This window comes from Humisphaera borealis (assembly GCF_015169395.1).
GTDB lineage: Bacteria > Planctomycetota > Phycisphaerae > Tepidisphaerales > Tepidisphaeraceae > Humisphaera > Humisphaera borealis.
This window is the reverse complement of sequence record NZ_CP063458.1, coordinates 2,924,126-2,941,107: the sequence shown is the minus strand read 5'-3', so window position 1 is coordinate 2,941,107 and position 16,982 is coordinate 2,924,126. Positions and strand designations below refer to the sequence as shown.

The window sequence follows — 16,982 nt, the reverse complement described above, 5'->3', positions numbered from 1 at the left end:
AAGAGTTGCATTGCCTTCGAATGCGTTCTTGGCGTCTCGGCGTCTCGGCGTTCAACCTTGGCGCTGGCGTCGCAGGAATGCCGGCGTTGCGTGCCTCGCGGCAGACAAGAATGTCTGCCCCACCGCAATGCCCGTGGCGCGAATCATACGGCTATTTGGCGGGTTCGGCCTTGGCCTTGAACACTTCGCGGGCCTGGACGGCCAGGGCTTCGTAGAGCGCTCCGAACGCCTTGGCGTCGGTCTCGCGGTAGAAATGGAGCATCGGGCCGTTGGTTTCGCCGAGGTCGAGCATCGTCTTGCCCTGCCAGACGACTTCGATCGAGCGCGAGCCTCGGCGATAGATGGTGCCCACCAGGCCGGCCTGCGGGCCCTCGCCCTTGCGGGCCCCGATCTCAATCGCCTTGCCGTCGAGCAGTGTCTTGCAGAGGTCCTTCGAAACGAACGGCCGGGATTCGACCCGAGTGTAGACCGGCTCGCCGTTCTTGAAGCTGAGGTCGATGCGGTGGACGGCGTTGGACGAGAACTCCCAGGTTTCGTTCATCCCCTGGGGAACATTGGGGCCGGCGTTCTCGTCGGGTGCGCCGAGGCACGCACTGACGCGAATGAGCAGGCCCTCGGGCAACGCCTTGTCCTGCTTGTGGCGTTCGAGCAGGGTGCGGGTGTCGGTCACCTGGGTGGTTTTGACGCCGGTCGCGGTCTTGGGGGTTTCGGCGGGGGGGGCGGCATTGGCCGGCAGCGCTCCGATCCACAGGCTGGCGACGGCGGCGATCGCGAAGGCGGTGACCTTCTTGACGATACGAGCGTTGGTGGCGTGTTTCATGGCGGATTGGACGGACGAACGCCGGGAAAGTTTCCGGGTTCGCGCTGGCGATCGATTTTGTGGCGTCGTCGCCGCCGCGTCGCGCTGGGACGCAAGCAAAGAGAACGCGAAGGCGCGAAGACGACGCGAAGAGGAGCTTTTATAAAGTGCGTTGCCTTCGCGATTCCTTCGCGGCTTCGCGCCTTCGCGTTCTCTTCGATTGTTTTGGTAGCGGTAGGCCCGCACCAACCCACAAAAAAGGCTTCGGCTGCCGTATAGTCCCGGCCGCCGGCCGGCCTGTATCTGGGGTCGCCGGGCTTGATTTCTTTTGCGCGAGACGGAGGACCTGTGATGCATCGATGGGCACTGGCGGCGATCGTGACTCTCGGACTGTTGTGGGTTTGCCACGCGACGCCGGCTGCGGCGGTCGGGCCGGTAGACGCACATGTGATCGTGGTCACCATCGACGGTTTCGCGGCGTACCTGCTGGACGACCCGCAGTCGCCGATCCCGACGATTCGCAAACTCGCCGCGGAGGGCACCACTGCCGAGGGCATGCGGCCGGTGAATCCGTCGGTCACCTGGCCGAACCACACGACGCTGATCACCGGTGTGCGGCCGGATCGGCATGGCGTGCTGTTTAACGGCGTGTTGACACGCGGCGAACCCGGCCGGCCGGTGCGGGTGGAGCCGGCCAAAACGCAGGCGGAACTGGTCACCGGGCCGACGATTTACGAACTGCTTAAGCCGCTGGGCTATCGCACGGCGGCGATCAACTGGCCCTGCACGCGCGGCAGCGAAAACATCGACGACAACTTCCCCGATGTTCCCGACCAGGTTGGTGTGATGTCGCCGATCCTGCGGCAGGAACTGGTAAAGGCCGGCGCGCTGCCCGACGAGACGCAGAAGTCGTTCATGGCGATGAGCAGCCCGCAGAAGGACGCGGTCTGGTCGGCGGCGGCGTGCCAGGCGATCCGGGCCCGCAAGCCGCACTTCATGACGTACCACATCCTGAACACCGACGGCATCCACCATAAGTACGGCCCCAAAACGCCGGCCGGGTATACGGCGCTGGCGCTGGCCGACCAGAACATTCGCGATCTGCTGGCGGCGCTAGATGAGGCGGGCATCCGCCAGAAGACGACGATCTTCATCGTCGCCGATCACGGCTTTGCGACGGCCCGGAAGCTGGTGCTGCCGAACGTGATTTTTCGCGATGCAGGCTTGCTGACCGTCGCCCCGACGACGGCGGTGGTGCGGGCCCATGCCCAGATCTTCTCAGAAGGGGGGTCGGCGATGGTTTACCTGAACAACCCCGAGACGGCGGCCGCCGACCGGGCGAAGGTGATTGAACTACTGAAGGGGCAGGAGGGGATTGCGTCGATCGTCGAGCCGAAGGACTTCGCGGCGATGGGCGTGCCGACGGCGCAGACGTCAAAGCAGGCCCCGGACCTGATCCTGCTGGCCGACAACGGATATGCATTCAGCAATGTCGCGACGGGCGCCGAAACGGTGGTGAAGACCGACACGATCAAGTGGACGATCGGCAACCACGGGTACATCAACACCAACCCGGAGATGAACGCGGTGTTCGTCGCGTCGGGCCGGGGAATCAAGAAGGGCGGCCGGCTCGGCGTGATCGAGAACATCGACATCGCCCCGACGGCCGCGCACCTCTTGGGGCAGGAGATGAAAGACGTGCAGGGGAAGGTGCTGAAGGAGGCGTTGGCGGAGTGACGGGGGGCGAACCCGGGGCGCTAGTGGCAAGGTGTCGAGAAACATGGGTTGGCGGGGAACTTTCCATAGCAGTCGGCGTCGAACAGTGGCGTAAGTCATTCGTTGCTTGATGGGAGGTCGCCTATGTCCACGCCGCGTGTTTCACTCGAACAGCTTCGGATCGAAACCCCTTGCCCGGCGAGTTGGGACGCGATGACCGGCGACAATCGGAGCCGGTTCTGCCAGGCGTGCCAGTTGCAGGTTCACGACCTGACGGCGATGCCGCGCGAGGAGGCCGAGCGGCTGGTGTGCGAGGCGGCGGGGCGGCTGTGTGTGCGGATGGCGGTGCAGATGACGGCAACGCCAATTGCGACGTCGCCGGTCGGGTATCAGAGCTCGCTCCGCACGCGGCCGCGCAAAGGGTGGAGGTTCTGGACAGGCATCGGACTGATCGGTGCCGGCATGTCGGCGATCGCCAACGCGTGGCAGGGCCGGCAGGTAGTGCCCGTCCCCGCGCCTGCTGTCGTAACGCCTGTGCGGATCATGGCTCCGATGATGGGAATTGTCTGTCCGCCGCCAGCCTCCCGCCCTTCCACCGGGTCGCCGGCAACATCGCCTTCGGACGCACTTTCCTCTCCCGTCACCGTGCCTGATCTGACGGCCGCCGCAACCGATGCAGCGCCCACGCGATGACTTCCCGCTTTCCACTCCGCCGCCACGCTGCTACGTTGCCGCCCGATGAACCCATCACCGCTCCCGCAACCGCAGACCGATCCGACGCCGATCTTCGAGCACTACCGCGGCTCCTACGGGACCGAGTTGCTCACGGCGGCCGTCGAACACCTGAACCTCTTCTCGCACCTGGCCCATGCGCCGATGTCCTTGACGGCGCTGCGGTCGGCACTCGGGCTGGCCGAGCGGCCAGCGACGGTGCTGCTGGTGGCGCTGCGGGCGATGGGGCTGGTCGCCGGGCGCTGGCCCGATCAGCTGGAACTGACGCCGATCGCCCGCGAACACCTGCTTCCCGGCGGGGCGTTTTACGTGGGGGATTACGTCGGGCTGTCGGCCGAGTCGCCGGGCGTGCTGGAGATGGTCCGCCGGCTGAAGCAGAACACCGCGACGCCGGAAAAGACCGACACCGGTGCCGCCACGACCGCGTTCACCTTTCGCGAAGGGGCTGGCGAGTCGGCGATGGATCATGAGGCGTCGGCCCGCAAGCTGACGCTCGCGTTAGCCGGGCGGGCGAAGAACGTTGCGCCCGCAATGGCGGCGAAGCTGAGGCTGTCTGGCGTGAAAACGCTGCTCGATGTCGGCGGCGGAACGGGTATCTACAGCCTGGCGCTGCTGCGGGCCAACCCCAGCCTCAAGGCGATCATCTGGGACCGCCCCGAGGTGCTGAAGGTCGCCCGGGAGTTCGCCGAAGAGCACCAGCTGCTGGACCGCGTCGAGCTTCGCGCCGGCGACATGTTTGCCGGCGAGGTGCCGCAGGGGTGCGATGCGATTCTGCTGTCCAACATCCTGCACGACTGGGACATCCCCGAGTGTAACGTGCTGGTGCGACGGCTGGCCGGGGCGCTGCCGCCGGGCGGACGGCTGCTGATTCATGATGTCTTCCTGAACGACACGATGGACGGCCCGCTGCCGCTGGCGCTGTACTCGGCGGCGCTGTTCAGCGTGACCGAAGGGCGGGCCTACAGCGCGGCCGAGTACGGCGCGATGCTGACGTCCGCCGGGCTTACGCCAGAGCCGGTCGTGCCGACGCTGGTGCATTGCGGCGTGCTGGCGGGGGTCAAGCGGTGAGCGGCGACCGCAAGCGATCGCCGGCAGAGGCGGTGAAGGCTTCGCCGAAAGCGCCGACGTCCTCGCCCGCTTCGGCCACCGTGCGGCAGGCGCTGTTCGCCGGCGTGTGCGTGCTGGTGGGCGTCGCCGTGCGCATCGCCGACGGCAACTATCACCCGGCCGCGATCGGATTGATCGTTGTCGCGGCGCTGATCTCGCTCGTCGCCGTCGGCAATCCGAGGGGAATCGCCGAACGGCGGCTGTCGTCGCGATCGTTCGCCATGGTCCTGGTGTGCGGAATCGTTGTGCAGGCGGTGGCGTTGCTGGCTGCGCCGATGTTCCGCGCCGGTGGCGGGATTGATCCTGACGCGCTGTCGGCGGCATTGGGCGGGGTCATCGGCATCGTGGCGGGGGTGTTGATCTGCGGCATCGCGGCGATTCGGCAGTCGCCGAGCCAATGGCCGGTTGTTGTCGGCGTGGCGGTGATGCTGGTGTCGCACCTGGTGAGCGGAGCCTCGATCGTCCGGTCGGCCGTCCCGCCGATGGACGTGATCGTCTTCCAGGACCAGGCGGCACAGATGCTGATCGATGGCGGCAACCCGTACGCGATGACCTATCCCGACCTGTCCGGCGGAATGTCGCCGCACTACGGCCCGGGCCTGCAGGCCGACGGCAAACTGCTGTTCGGTTTTCCTTATCCTCCTCTGAGCTTGTTCGCGGTCGTGCCGGCGACGCTACTGCTCGGCGACTTCCGTTATAGCCATGCGCTGTGCGTGACGCTGATCGGCGCTGTGATCGCGCTGACCCGCCGATCGCCCGCCAGTGGCCTGGCCGCGGGGCTGTTCCTGCTCACGCCGATCGGACCGCTCGTCATCGTCAATGGCTGGACCGAGCCTCTGGTCGCGCTCCTGCTGGCGACCACGGTCTGCGTGGCGGCGCGACGGCCGACGCTGACGGGCGTTCCGCTCGGGCTGTTCTGGGCGGTCAAGCAGTACGTTCCGCTGACGGCACCGCTGATGCTCCTCTTGCCCCGGGGGCGAACGGGGCGAGCGACCAACGAAGACCCGGATCGTTCCCGATTAGCGGTCGCACCGCAGGTGCACTCTTCTGATGTCAGGAGCGAGGAAGAGTGCACCTTCGGTGCGACCGCTAATCGGGGAGAGTCCGGGTCTTCGCAGGCAGGCTCTGACACCGGATTCTCTCGGACAAAACTCCTCGTTACATCGCTCATCGTCAGCGCGGTCGTCACGCTGCCGCTCGTGCTGATGGATATCCCGGCGTTCTGGCACAGTGCGGTCGCGCTGCAGCTTCAGCAGCCTTTCCGTGACGATGCGCTCAGCTTGCAAACCCTCTGGTACCGGCTGACGGGCGCCATTCCGCCGGGCTGGCCGGCGTTCTTGGCGCTGGCGGGCGTGCAGGCGTTGGCGATCTGGCGGATGCCGCGATCGGCCGCCAGCTTCGCCGGGGCGACCGGGGCGGCGTTGCTCATCTTCTTTGCCCTCAGCAAGCAGGCGTTCGCGAACTACTACTTCTTGGCCGCCGCCGCCGCTGCGATCGCCGCCGCCCTGGATACCGGGAGTTCCGAACCTGACGTCGTCTAGATGCACGACCGTGATTCACGGCAACTGTCGCCCGGGCCCCGAAATCTCTTGCCCCTTCCCCCAGCCACACTTACGATGAGGGCCGCACTTGCGAGGAGATCAATCGATGGCTTTCGGCTTGCAACGTATGAACTGGACGCGCCTGGTAGCAGTGGCGTGTGTGGCGGGGTCCCTGGTCGCAGGGCTGGTCCATCACGCCGATGCCGCGCCCAAGCCCGGGCTGGTCAAAGCCAAGGGTGGCTACGTCTTCCAGGGCCAGGTCGATGAAGAGGCGATCCCCGGCAAGGTGGTCATCACCCAGGCCAACGGCCAGAAGGTCGAGCTGTTCAAGCAGGCCGTCGATTCGATCGCATACTTCAACTCGCCAAAGGAAGAGTTCGAGGCCCGCCTGGCCAACCTCGGCCGCCAGGACGTCCCGGGCCGGATCGCGCTGGCTCGCTGGGCGCTGAGCAAGAACGAGCCGCTGCTGGCTGCCGAAGCGGTCAAGGCCGGCAGGGCGATCGATGCCAACAACGCCGAGCTGATCGCCCTCGAAAAGCAGGTCGGGGCGCTCATGCCCAAGGTCGAGGTTAAGCCGGAAGTGGTACCGGCGACGAAGCCCGCCACCAAGCCGGTCGAGGCGGTGGCCGGCCCGGCGATCCGCACGCTGACGGCCGACGAGGTGCAAAGCGTTCGCCTGCGGGAGATCAAGCAGGGAGAAAAGCTTCGGGTGCAGATCTCGCCGGCGCTCCGCAAGCAGGTGATCGATGCCGGGCTGGTGCCGGCCAATCAGATCAGCAAAGTTCAACCGCCGGAGCTGGCCTCGCTCATTCTGTCGCAGGGCACGCCGGCGATGATCTCCGAACTGAAGCTGCTGGCCGACCCCGTCGCGCTCAACGAATACAAGATGAAGGTGAACAAGATCATCGTCAGCGGGTGTGCCGCGTCGAGCTGCCACGGCGCGGCCGACAGCAAAACGCTGCGGCTCTTCACGACCAATGAAGAAGAAGCGGTTCTCAGCAACTTTGTCATCCTGCAACGTACCGACCGCACCATCGACGGGGTCCGCCGACTGATGATCGACCGCGCCAACCCGGCGAACTCGGCACTGCTTGGGTTCATGCTGCCGGCGTCGATCTCGCGCGTCCCGCACCCGGAAGTGCCCGGCTTCAAGCCGGCCGTCAAGACCGCGAACGACGCCGGCTTTGTCGCCACCCGCGACTGGCTGACCAACGGCCTGAACGTCATCGCACCGTCGTACGAAGACATCAACCTGTCGCAGCCGCCGCCGGCCAAGCCGGAAGTCAAGCCCGAGGTCAAGCCGGCACCGGGCAAGTGATTGCCGGCGTAGTGCCACGAGCCGTCCGTACGGCCGCTTCCGCCGCCGCCACTCGCGCGGCTGCTCCTGTTGATGCACGCCTTTGTCCATGACACCCCATCTGTTCCTGACAGCACTGGTCGCGGCGACGCTGGTCGTCCTGATCGTCAACGGCGTCCGCAGCGGTCGCCGACGCGACGCCGTCCGCCAACTCGCCGGTGAATGGCGGATGAACTTCGCCGCCCTCGACACGTTGCAACTCTCCGGTCGGATCGCCGGGCGGTTTCCCGTGCCCGGCGTCAGCGCCCTGCGGGTCCATAACCTCATCTACGGCATGGACGGCGAGAACTACCGGTACTACTTCACCATCGACTACACGATCGGCGTGACCGAAAGCAGTCGCCGTGTTTCGGTTGTCGCGACCTACGTCGAACCGCGCGACCGCCGCCGCGGCGGGGCGACCGCCCTGACCCTCGGCGATGATCAACTCCCGCCACTCGATCAGTACCGTGCCCTGGCCGCCGAGCGCCGGTAACGGCTTCGACAATGCCGGCGGCAACGGGCGCTAGGTCGCTGGGGCGGCGAGAAACTCGGGAATCGCCTGCAATTGCCCGTCCCGCCCGACACACGCGATGGTCGAAGTCGCCTCTGCGAGCACCGTCTGACCCTTCCGCAGCACGTAAGCATGGTCGATCCGGACGTGGGTTTGTTTCACCACTTTGGTCGTCAGCGTCAGCTCGTCGTCGTACCGCGCCGGGGCCTTGTACCGGACCTCAATCTTGACGACGACGAAGAACAACCCTTTCTGTTCCAGCTCGGCATATTGATGGCCCTGCGACCGCAACAGCTCCACCCGCCCCATCTCGAAGTACTGCAGGAAGATGCTGTGATGCAGATAACCCATCGGGTCGCATTCGGGGTAACGGACGCGGATGGCGATCGTGTGCTCAAGCATGGCAAGGCCGAGGCTAAGCCAGAGTCGCCGTGCCGACAAGCCGGCAGAACCGAGCCGGCTGACACTTGCGCCAAGACATCGCCGAACGAACCCGAGATCCATTTCCTCCTCCGGTACTCCGGGGGAGGGATAGGGAGGGGGTTCGCCGTCCGAGGTTCGCGGCCCGACATCGCCCAACGAACCCGGCGACATCGAACATCGAACGTCGAACACCGAATCGCCCGCGCCATTTGCCGAACGAACCCGAGGCGACATCCGGCACCCGAGGCTCCGCGGGTACGCTGCGCCGTCGGCTTGTTGGCCGAACGAACCCGAGCTTGTCTGGCCGTTGCACGAGTTGACCGTTGCACGCGTCACCCGCGTCGATCGACAGCCGCATTGGTGCTGAAGTTCGCGCATAAAAGTCGCTTCCCACGGCCGCAGCACCGTCGAAACCCAGGGTCGTCGCCAGGGACCCGGTCGCCCGAATCGTTCAGACACACCTTGCCTCGGCGCGATATTGTTCGTATATTGTACGGTATGCGAGAGGTCAATCAAGCAAAATCGTGGCGGCCGGCTCAGGGGGCGTGACCATCTTTCCGAGCGTTATGGAACAAACAATGTTTGTGCAGCGGAAATGCAGGCTGAAAGCCCGCACCGCAATGGCCGCCCGGGAAAATGGCCACACCCGGCTCAGGTGCCTTGGGAGATCGCATGTACGTTGTGTGATTGCCCTGATGCCGTCCCACCGCTTTTCGCCGCTTCACGGGCTAAGTGACCTCAATAAAGTTAATGCGGGTCAACCCCGCCGCGGAAGAGCCGATGCCGAGCGTCAACTTGCCATCCGTCACGTTCACGGTGATGGACTTGGTCGCAAAGACGTTGGCCGCCAGCGATTGGTAGTTAAAGAGCAGAGCGCCTTCGATGTAGACGTTGTTCTTGCTCGCACCGCCGGAGTCACCGACGCCTACTTTCACAGTGTAGGTGCCGTTGGGAACGGCCAGCTCCCACTTGCCGGCGGCTTTGACACCGACATTGGTGTCGAGGAGCTGATCACTGTTCTTGTTGCGATCGATGACGACATCCGTATGGCTCGTGAGCCAACCATAGGTCTTCCCATTTCTGGCGGCGTAGGTCTGGCCGGCGTCGACCAGATATCCTGAAACAGCGGGTGCTGTCGCTGGCTGGAAGTGAACCTTCACACCGGCCGACGTTGCAGGCGGCGGAGGGACCGTGGGCGGCGGCGATGTAGGGGGTGATGTCGGCGGAGACGACGTTGCCGACGACACCTCGATGAAGTCGATCTTCGTAGTTCCCGACGCGGCCGATCCGATTCCCAGCGTCAGCTTGCCGTCGGAGACGGCGACCGTGATCGACTTGTTGGCGAATGCGTTTGCCGTCAGCGCCTGGTAGTTGAATAGTTGCTGGCCTTCGACATAGACATTGCTTCTGGAGGTCGCCCCGGCGTCACCGACTCCGACTTTGACCGTGTAGGTGCCGTTGGGAACGGCCAGCTCCCACTTCGCCCCGGCATTTACGGACACATTGGTGTCCAGCAACTGGTCGCTGTTCTTGTTGCGATCGAAGACCAGACTCGTATGGCTGACCGTCCAGCCGTAGGCTTGCCCGTTACGTGCGGCGTACGTCTGCCCGGCGTCGACCAGGTAGCCACTTACCGACGGTGCAGCGGCGGGTTGGAAATTGACCTTGATTGCAGCGGTTGGGGGTGGCGGTGGCGGCGGTGGTGGAACCGTACCCCTGGTTACCAACAGGGTGGGTCGATTGCTCAGCGCTTCATCGCTGGCAAAAATGGCCGCCGTCGAACCCGCTACGGCACCCTTGAGGGCAATCGACACCATCTTATCCCCGGCCGCCTTTCTCGCCCGGAGCAGGTTGGCGACGTCAAACTCATACCAACCGGTCTGAGCGACCGTCTGAGAAGCGACAATGCCGCCGGCACTTGCCGGCCGAAGCGTCCACTGAAGGTTGAACTCGTCCCAGAACCAATCCGATTCGGCAGTGGCGTAAGCGTTGACAGCGACTGGTGACGCCGCGGCCCCAGTGCCCATCGCGCCCAATCCCGCTTGCGGGCCCGCGCCTCCGTAGAGCCGAACCTTTGCCGAGGCGATCTGATCAGAACTGGGCAACGACGTCAGATCGAAGTGCAGGAACGATTCTTCCTCGCCCTGGTCGGTCGCCGTGTTCTGGACCTCGAGACTCGAAGCAAGGCCGCCTCCTACACCCGCGCCTTGCCGGACGAAGCCGTCCGCCGTTACCGGCACGATCACCGTGTTGGCGTCGATCGGGGGGAGATTCGAGCCCGTATCGGCTTCCGAAACGGTGATCACGCCAATGACGCCGAAGAGGCTGACGATGAACGTCGCACTGCCCGACACCTGGTCCGTGTCCGGCGTTGCAGTGAAGGTGATTGGGCGGGCGATTGGACCGTTGTTGGCCAGCGGATAGGTGAGCAACTGCTGGTCGATGTTGATGTCGGGATCGCCACCCGGCACCTTCATAATGTTCACCGGGTAGTAAGGGCTGCCGTCATATGCGATGACCCAGGCCTTCGCGGAATCGCCTTCGGCGACCGTTAGTCTACGGTGCGACACGCCCGCCGGGCTGTCTGCGCCCGGAGCGGTTTCCAACACAAGCTTCGGTGGCGCGCCGGACTCACGGCTGCCGATGGACCCGTACATGCCGTACGGCGATCGCCGGTCGTCGAATGACGGCCGGATCAAGAAAGTAACGGTCGTCGCGCCCAGGAGCTTCTGCCGGACAACAAAGTCCGTCATGCTGTTCTGATTCAACCGCGGTCCGGGGCCGTAGACGGAGGTGATACCTGAGCCCGCACGGGTGGATGACAGTGGCTCCGTCGGCCGGTTGTTCCATGTGATCGTGGATTCGTCCCAGACCGCGTTCTCGACTCCGTAGACGTCGTACCCTCCACCGCCCCCGTCAACACCCGTCCACGAGGCGGAAAACTGGATCTCCGCGCTGGCGATGCTGGGGACCTGGGAAATGTCGAACTTGATGTAGACATCGCGCCTCGCCCCCGTGCCCCTGTTGTCCAGCAGCAGCAGTTCCGGGCTGGCACCGTTCTGCAGGTTTGCCTCGCCGCCGTTGCCGACCCAGGCATCGGCGATCGCGGAGAGCGTGACCTTCTGAGTGATCGGACCATCGGAAATCGAGACCGTCGCCGACGGGCTTCCGCTGATCGTCACGGGGCCGAAGGGAACAAGCGTGTAGGTGAAGGTCTCGACAGGTTCAACCAGATCGTCACTGAAGGGGGCTACATAGACGACCTGTTCGGTGTCGCCGGCATTGAAGATGACGATGGTATTGCCCGAATGCGAGTCTTCCTGGTACTTGAAGGTACCGGACGATTCAAGACTGATCACCGTCCGTTGCGTGAGGTCGCCGCTGCGCCGTACCGTGAAGAACGCCGGATCGTCCCCGAGTTCAGAACCCGTGGGATCGGTCGCTTCGATGCTGACAATCTGAGGTCCTGCACCATCCTGCACTCTGACGTCGGCGTTGATGGAAGGGTCAAAGGTGTAGCTGCCGGGCGCGTTTCGGTTTTCTGCGATGACAAAGAGCGCGCGCTCCTCGCCTTCCGTGATGGTGTCGGTAACAGGAATGAATGGGATTTCGATCGACGCCGACCCGGCTGGAATGGTCAGCCGTTCGTTTTTGTATCCCGGTGTCGATACATCGAAGGGGTCATTCCAATAGGGCGTGCCGTCCGAGGGAAGATTCAGCCGGCGATCGGGCGCGATGCCGACGGGTTCCATGGCAACGACGAGGGGCTGGGTTGTGTCCCCCGATCGGGACACGCGAAGCCGGGCGGTGTCGTTTCCAATTTCCGATGCCGTCCCATCGAGGAGTTCGAGGGAGACATGGGGCACATTTCCCGCCAGCAGCTGACGACGTTCCAACACTTCGGCCGTTGCCCGACTAAGTGGGTGAGATCGATTTGCGTTTTGCACTTTGGAAGTCCCTGTACGATTTCCACCCGTCGGATTCGGGACTAGCGTGAGTTCCCCACTGCCCCAAGCATTTCTGGCGGCCCCATCGACATCCGGCGTTGCCCGCCGGTAGAAGTCTATCGAATGCGGAACGGTGCCACAAGAAAGATCGCGGCGGTCGCAACGAATGGAAACGGGCGATAAGAATGCGTTGTGATGAGTTGTGTCTTGATGAACAGACGAGTGGCGCGAGGGTGTAGCGCACGATCTTGGCGGAATCTCAATTCCTGGGTGCCATGGGCTGCGGTACTCCGCTGCCCGTGGCGCGACGTTGTCCGCGCGAGGCCACGCGTCAGGCGAGTACGCCAGCCCATGGCACCCGGAAACCGCCAAGATTGAGCACTACACCCGGGTCAGAGACGGTACAGTTCTGCGGCGCCGCGCTTCTCTTCACTTCACGATCGAGACGCTCCCGCCGACGCTGTTCACGGTGATTGTGGCGCTGCCGGAGTTGTTGGACCAGCCGTAGTTGTCGTAGGAGCCGAAGAAGAGGCGTGTCGCGCCGTTGGGGGCGACGATGGTCTGCTGGACGCCGTTTGCCTTGCCGTCTCCGATAAAGAAGACCTGCTTCAGCAGCGGCGAAAGGCTCGTGTAGTTGCGCGAACCCGCAGAGCTGAAGTTGAGATCGGGCGGCGCCGGGGTGGCGGTGGGATCGTCGTTGGAGAGGAAGACACCGATCAGTGCATTGGCCGGCAGCGTGGCGTTGGATTTGCCGCCGAGATTGTTGGTCTGGTTGTCGGCGGTCCAGGAGCCGCCGTCGAGCGGGCTTCCGCCGGTGGGGACGTTGCTGAGGCTGCCGGTGGCGCTCAGTTGCAGCGATGAGCCGGAGCTGATGGGAAAGCCGTTGAACTGAACGGCGGGGCAGTTTGTGTTGGTGTCGACATATCCGCCTTTAGCGCAGGTCGCGTTGGACGGCAGCCCGGCGAACCAGACATTGGCCTTGCCGGTGACGGTCGCGGTACCAGTATTGCTTGCTGAACCACGGGTCGCGACCGTGGAGCAGGTCACCTCGATCGGCCCCTGGCCGACGCTGCCCGCAAAAAACATGGGTATGGGCGAGCTCCGCGCCGTGGACCTGGCCGCGGTGATGCGGACGGCAGTGGCGCTGGAGAAACTGTCATCCGGGACGGCGCTGAAGACGCCGGCACTCCACGTGCCGAAAACGATATCGTCGTCGGTCAAGGTGAATGTAGCGCCGTCGATGGGGTTGTACTGAGCAACCAGTTTCGCCGCATTTCGAGCGGCAATCGCTCCGTTGTCCATCTGTCCTGCAGCGGCTCGGGCGGCGGCGTCAGACAGGCGCGACAGTTCCGTCTTCACCAGGACGACGTGCCCCCAATCCACCGCCAGCGACGCGATCGCCAGAAGCACTGGCATCGCGAAGGTGACGTAGATCAGGACAAACGCGCCAGAACGGCGGCGCAGAAAGCGGGCGGCACGGACATCCATATCCATGCTTTCGGCGGTTCACCTAACCCGCTTCATGCGGGATTTGCTATTGGATTGGGACGAGCAAGGGGAGGGGTCCGACGCTGTTGCCTTCAGAGGGAGACGCGGGTTTAGCGCAGGCTCATGACTCGCACGCCAGTGATTCTCGGACGGCGTCGTCTGCCATGTCATGGACCGAGTGACCGACGAAGGTGGAAGGCAGCGGAGTATCGATTGGCGTCTGACTTTTGGCTTCTGGCCTCGTCTTTCGGGCCCCCCCATTTCGGACCGCCGGGGGGACGGGCTCGGCGCCTCCGGATCGACCGCGGATTCAGGGAATCTGAACCGTGCGGACCGTGATCGGATAGGCGTCCTTCAGCTTGTCCGGCACGGGAATCACTCGGGATGTCTCCTTCTGCAGGTCAAAGTAGTAGAAACTCCCGTCGCGCATCGCCAGGAGTTTCTGCTGGTCCGGCGATAACTCCACGAAGTTGAACTTCACGTCCTGCAGCTGCGCCTCGGGAATCAGCGACTTCGCGCGGATCAGTTCCACCGCAACGCATTCCAACCAGTTGCGCGTCGCGGCACCCTGCCCCAGGTACTTCGTCAGGTGCGCCGGTACCGGTTCGGCGACGGGCTCGTTCATCCGATCCACGGCTGCGGCATCCGCCGGCTCGCGTGACACTTCCTTCCCGGTCTTCAGGTCCACGACGACCCATTCGAGTTGCCCTGGAACCTTCGCGCCGGCGGGAATGCTCGTGTACCGCAGATTATCCTTGCCGAAAGCGATCGCCGATCCGGCGGTAAGAACCCGGAATCCAGAGCCGCCCTCGGCCCGGATCCGAGCGGTAAAGTTCTTCCGGGTGCCTTCCTTCATGTCGTACAAAGTCATCGTCTGGTCGATGATGGATTCAACGCCAAACTGCAGGTTCTCGTCCTTTGAATAGTCGCCGTTGACGACGCAGTAGCGCTCATCGTGGTCGAGTGTGAACCCGCGGGCGCCGGGCTCGTCGGTGCCGACGGGGAAGTCCTTCAGTTCGCGCTTGATGTTGCCGGTTGCCGGATCGAACAATGCATAGACGGGCTTGTCCTTACGATCCAGCTCGACAATCCAGTCGGTCTTGAGTTGGTGGACGACCGACTTGACGGGAGAAGGAGCCAAGGTTCCGGTCTTTTCATCGAATACCCGCGGGCCGTCGCTGGTTTGCAGGTAGGTCCGCCCGGGCATCACGCCAATCGAGTGGGCCGAGCCACCGGAGAGGACAGGTCGAAGCGACCAGTCGGCGAAGTTGACCGAATAGAGATCGACGGAATACAGCTTGCCGGCCTGCGGCCATTGCAGCCGGATCAGGCGATCGGAGATCGGGTCGGCCTGCCAGTGCGATTTGCGGAACACGCAACGCTGCGTAACAGGCTGATCCTGCGCGGCGGGGTCGAACTCCCACGCGGCGGCGATGTCGTCCTTCTCGCGCACGAACATTTGGAACAGCGTCGAACCAGATGGCCGTGACTTCTGTGGCGGCACGAGTTTCATGACCTCGGCCGGGGCCTGGTCGGTGTCGGCCGCGAGGACGTCATTGCTCCGCCCGGAAATCGTTCCCAGGGCGTTGGTCAGCGTGACCATGCCGGCGAGTACCAGTACGCGTGTCGAGCTGATCATGGTTTCTCCTGATTGTGTCGCTTTGCTCTGAAAGGTTCCGACATAACACTGCGTCTCCGACGCACTGACGGTGCCGCCTGGCGTTGTGACCGACAGCGCCGCACGGGGGCCATCGGCGGAGGCGGGGACCGAATGAACGAACAATTCGCCACGGTCGAGTTGCACCGCGTGGGTCCCCACCACGCGATACGAAGCCGACGGGCCGGGGCTGATCTTCCAGTCTGCCGCCAGCACGATCGCCGCACCGGGAGGATGTGGCCTGACCTTGCTGATCGACCGTCCTTCCTGGTAGACGACCACCCCCGCGATTCCGATGCACAGAAGCAGGCACGCCGCGAGCGCCAGACCCGTGCGGTGCTGTTGCCAAAGCGATCGTTCAGGCGCTGGCAGCTGGACGACCTTGTCGCTTTTGAGCACTGATTGCAGCAGGGCGTCCATCGCCAGCTGGCGGCCATAGTCCCGCAGGGACTGATCGTCGGATCCGGGCGGCTCCAGACGCGGGTTGCCGGGTGAATCGCTCATGCTTCCTGCTCCATCTGCGCCTGGACGCACCGGCGAAGCTGTTCGCGCGACCGCGACAGTCGCTGGGCCATCGCGGCGAACGTGGTCCGCTCCATCTCGGCGGCCTCGGCGAGAGTCAGGTCCTGCTGATAGACTCGAACGATCGCGGCTTTGAGGTGATCGCTGAGCAGTGAGATACAGTGGTCCAGCCAGCGGCGGGCACGATCGTGCCATGGCTCGTCGCCGGCCGCGGGCCCGTCAAGCACGCCGCAGACGTCCTCGATGCCTTCGAGGACCCGGCTGTCCGTCACGACATCTTGCCGCCCGGAGGCGCGACAGTGTTCAAGCACCTTGTTGCGGGCGATGCCGCGCAGCCAGCGGGCGAAGTTTTGGCCTTCGGTGAACTTTCCCAGCTGTCGGTAGGCGGTCAAAAAGGTTTCCTGGACGACATCTTCGGCATCGCGCGGGTTTCCGTGGAATAGCGCGGCCACGTAGACCAGGAGCATGGCCCGATGCTGCTCCGCCAGGATGTCAAAGGCTTTGTGCATCGTTGATTCTGCATACATTGACGGATGTCGGGGAAAGTTGACATCCAACTGGGCGGGATCGAGTTAAGGGATCGGACGCCGCAACCCATTGTGCGGACGGCATTGCGAGCGTGCACGCCCCATTTTGGGGCGCGGCCAAGTCGCTGAAACCCGGAAATCGGCGTCAAAACGCCGTTCCACGCCTTGCTCAACGGGCGACGCTTGGTACAATGTGGGGCTCCGAAGCAGGCTGCGCGAGGGTTGTAGGCTCGGTGCGGGCGTGTTCGGAAGTACGTTTTGGTAGGGTTCAACCAGCCGGGCACGGTCCCGGATCGAAAGGCGCTCGGCACATGATTAAGGTGAAGTCCCGCGGCAACGAAACCGTCGAACAGATGATCCGTCGTTTCAAGAAGGCCTGTGAGAAGGAAGGCCTCACGAAGGACATCAAGCGGGTCGCGTATTACGAGAAGCCAAGCGAGAAGCGTCGTCGCCGGTCGCGCAGCAAGCCCCGCCTGATGGGCATGGGCGGCCCGAGCAGCGGTGGTGGTGGCGGCGGTGGCGGCGGCCAGATGCGCTGAACGGCCGTCTGGTCTGAACGCCTTATCGCGCCTCTAGTGGTTTTTGACGCAGCGCGTGCGCGGGCCGGTGACACGGCCACGGGCAGCGGAGTACCGCAGCCCATGGCACCCGGAAGCCTCGGAAGTGCCGAATC

The 16,982-nt window shown here is 64.2% G+C and carries 13 protein-coding genes; 7 read left to right on the top strand and 6 right to left on the bottom strand.

All coding sequences use genetic code 11. The features are described 5' to 3' along the window. Nucleotides 1–151: 151 nt before the first annotated feature. Nucleotides 152–820, bottom strand: coding sequence for a hypothetical protein (locus IPV69_RS10940; protein WP_206295146.1), 669 nt, complete (start codon nucleotides 818–820; stop codon nucleotides 152–154). A gap of 330 nt (nucleotides 821–1,150) precedes the next feature. Between IPV69_RS10940 and IPV69_RS10935 the strand changes: the two genes are divergently transcribed. From IPV69_RS10935 to IPV69_RS10910, 6 genes are all read left to right on the top strand, one after another. Then, nucleotides 1,151–2,536: an alkaline phosphatase family protein gene (locus IPV69_RS10935; RefSeq protein ID WP_206295145.1), complete on the top strand. Its 1,386-nt coding sequence runs from the start codon at nucleotides 1,151–1,153 to the stop codon at nucleotides 2,534–2,536. 123 nt (nucleotides 2,537–2,659) lie between these two features. Further along, nucleotides 2,660–3,208 (top strand): hypothetical protein, encoded by a 549-nt coding sequence (locus IPV69_RS10930; RefSeq protein WP_206295144.1) that lies wholly within the window; start codon nucleotides 2,660–2,662, stop codon nucleotides 3,206–3,208. Between the two features lie 45 nt (nucleotides 3,209–3,253). Continuing rightward, nucleotides 3,254–4,315, top strand: a complete 1,062-nt coding sequence (locus IPV69_RS10925; protein WP_206295143.1) for a methyltransferase — start codon at nucleotides 3,254–3,256, stop codon at nucleotides 4,313–4,315. Beyond that, on the top strand, nucleotides 4,312–5,895 hold the full coding sequence (locus IPV69_RS10920) for a hypothetical protein (RefSeq protein WP_206295142.1): 1,584 nt from the start codon (nucleotides 4,312–4,314) through the stop codon (nucleotides 5,893–5,895). The genes IPV69_RS10925 and IPV69_RS10920 overlap by 4 nt, the downstream gene beginning before the upstream one ends. 106 nt (nucleotides 5,896–6,001) lie before the next feature. Then, nucleotides 6,002–7,213, top strand: a complete 1,212-nt coding sequence (locus IPV69_RS10915) for a hypothetical protein (protein WP_206295141.1) — start codon at nucleotides 6,002–6,004, stop codon at nucleotides 7,211–7,213. Between the two features lie 88 nt (nucleotides 7,214–7,301). Beyond that, on the top strand, nucleotides 7,302–7,727 hold the full coding sequence (locus IPV69_RS10910) for a hypothetical protein (protein ID WP_206295140.1): 426 nt from the start codon (nucleotides 7,302–7,304) through the stop codon (nucleotides 7,725–7,727). A 30-nt stretch (nucleotides 7,728–7,757) separates the two neighbouring features. On the opposite strand, the gene IPV69_RS10905 is transcribed toward IPV69_RS10910, so the two are convergent. The 5 genes from IPV69_RS10905 to IPV69_RS10885 all read right to left on the bottom strand — a co-directional run bounded on the left by IPV69_RS10905 (nucleotide 7,758) and on the right by IPV69_RS10885 (nucleotide 16,291). Then, on the bottom strand, nucleotides 7,758–8,249 hold the full coding sequence (locus IPV69_RS10905; protein WP_206295139.1) for an acyl-CoA thioesterase: 492 nt from the start codon (nucleotides 8,247–8,249) through the stop codon (nucleotides 7,758–7,760). A 647-nt stretch (nucleotides 8,250–8,896) separates the two neighbouring features. Beyond that, nucleotides 8,897–11,920: a CBM96 family carbohydrate-binding protein gene (locus IPV69_RS10900; protein WP_206295138.1), complete on the bottom strand. Its 3,024-nt coding sequence runs from the start codon at nucleotides 11,918–11,920 to the stop codon at nucleotides 8,897–8,899. 624 nt (nucleotides 11,921–12,544) lie between these two features. Next, complete coding sequence (locus tag IPV69_RS10895; protein ID WP_206295137.1) at nucleotides 12,545–13,603, bottom strand: pilus assembly protein TadG-related protein; 1,059 nt, start codon at nucleotides 13,601–13,603, stop codon at nucleotides 12,545–12,547. Nucleotides 13,604–13,913: 310 nt separating this feature from the next. Continuing rightward, the gene (locus IPV69_RS10890; protein WP_206295136.1) at nucleotides 13,914–15,764 is read right to left on the bottom strand and encodes a hypothetical protein; all 1,851 of its coding nucleotides are present in this window, start codon (nucleotides 15,762–15,764) and stop codon (nucleotides 13,914–13,916) included. After that, nucleotides 15,761–16,291: a sigma-70 family RNA polymerase sigma factor gene (locus tag IPV69_RS10885; RefSeq protein WP_206295135.1), complete on the bottom strand. Its 531-nt coding sequence runs from the start codon at nucleotides 16,289–16,291 to the stop codon at nucleotides 15,761–15,763. Before IPV69_RS10885 ends, IPV69_RS10890 begins: the two co-directional genes overlap by 4 nt. Before the next feature lie 329 nt (nucleotides 16,292–16,620). On the opposite strand from IPV69_RS10885, the gene rpsU reads away from it, so the two are divergent. After that, complete coding sequence (rpsU, locus tag IPV69_RS10880) at nucleotides 16,621–16,848, top strand: 30S ribosomal protein S21 (protein ID WP_206295134.1); 228 nt, start codon at nucleotides 16,621–16,623, stop codon at nucleotides 16,846–16,848. The last annotated feature ends 134 nt before the right edge of the window (nucleotides 16,849–16,982 follow it).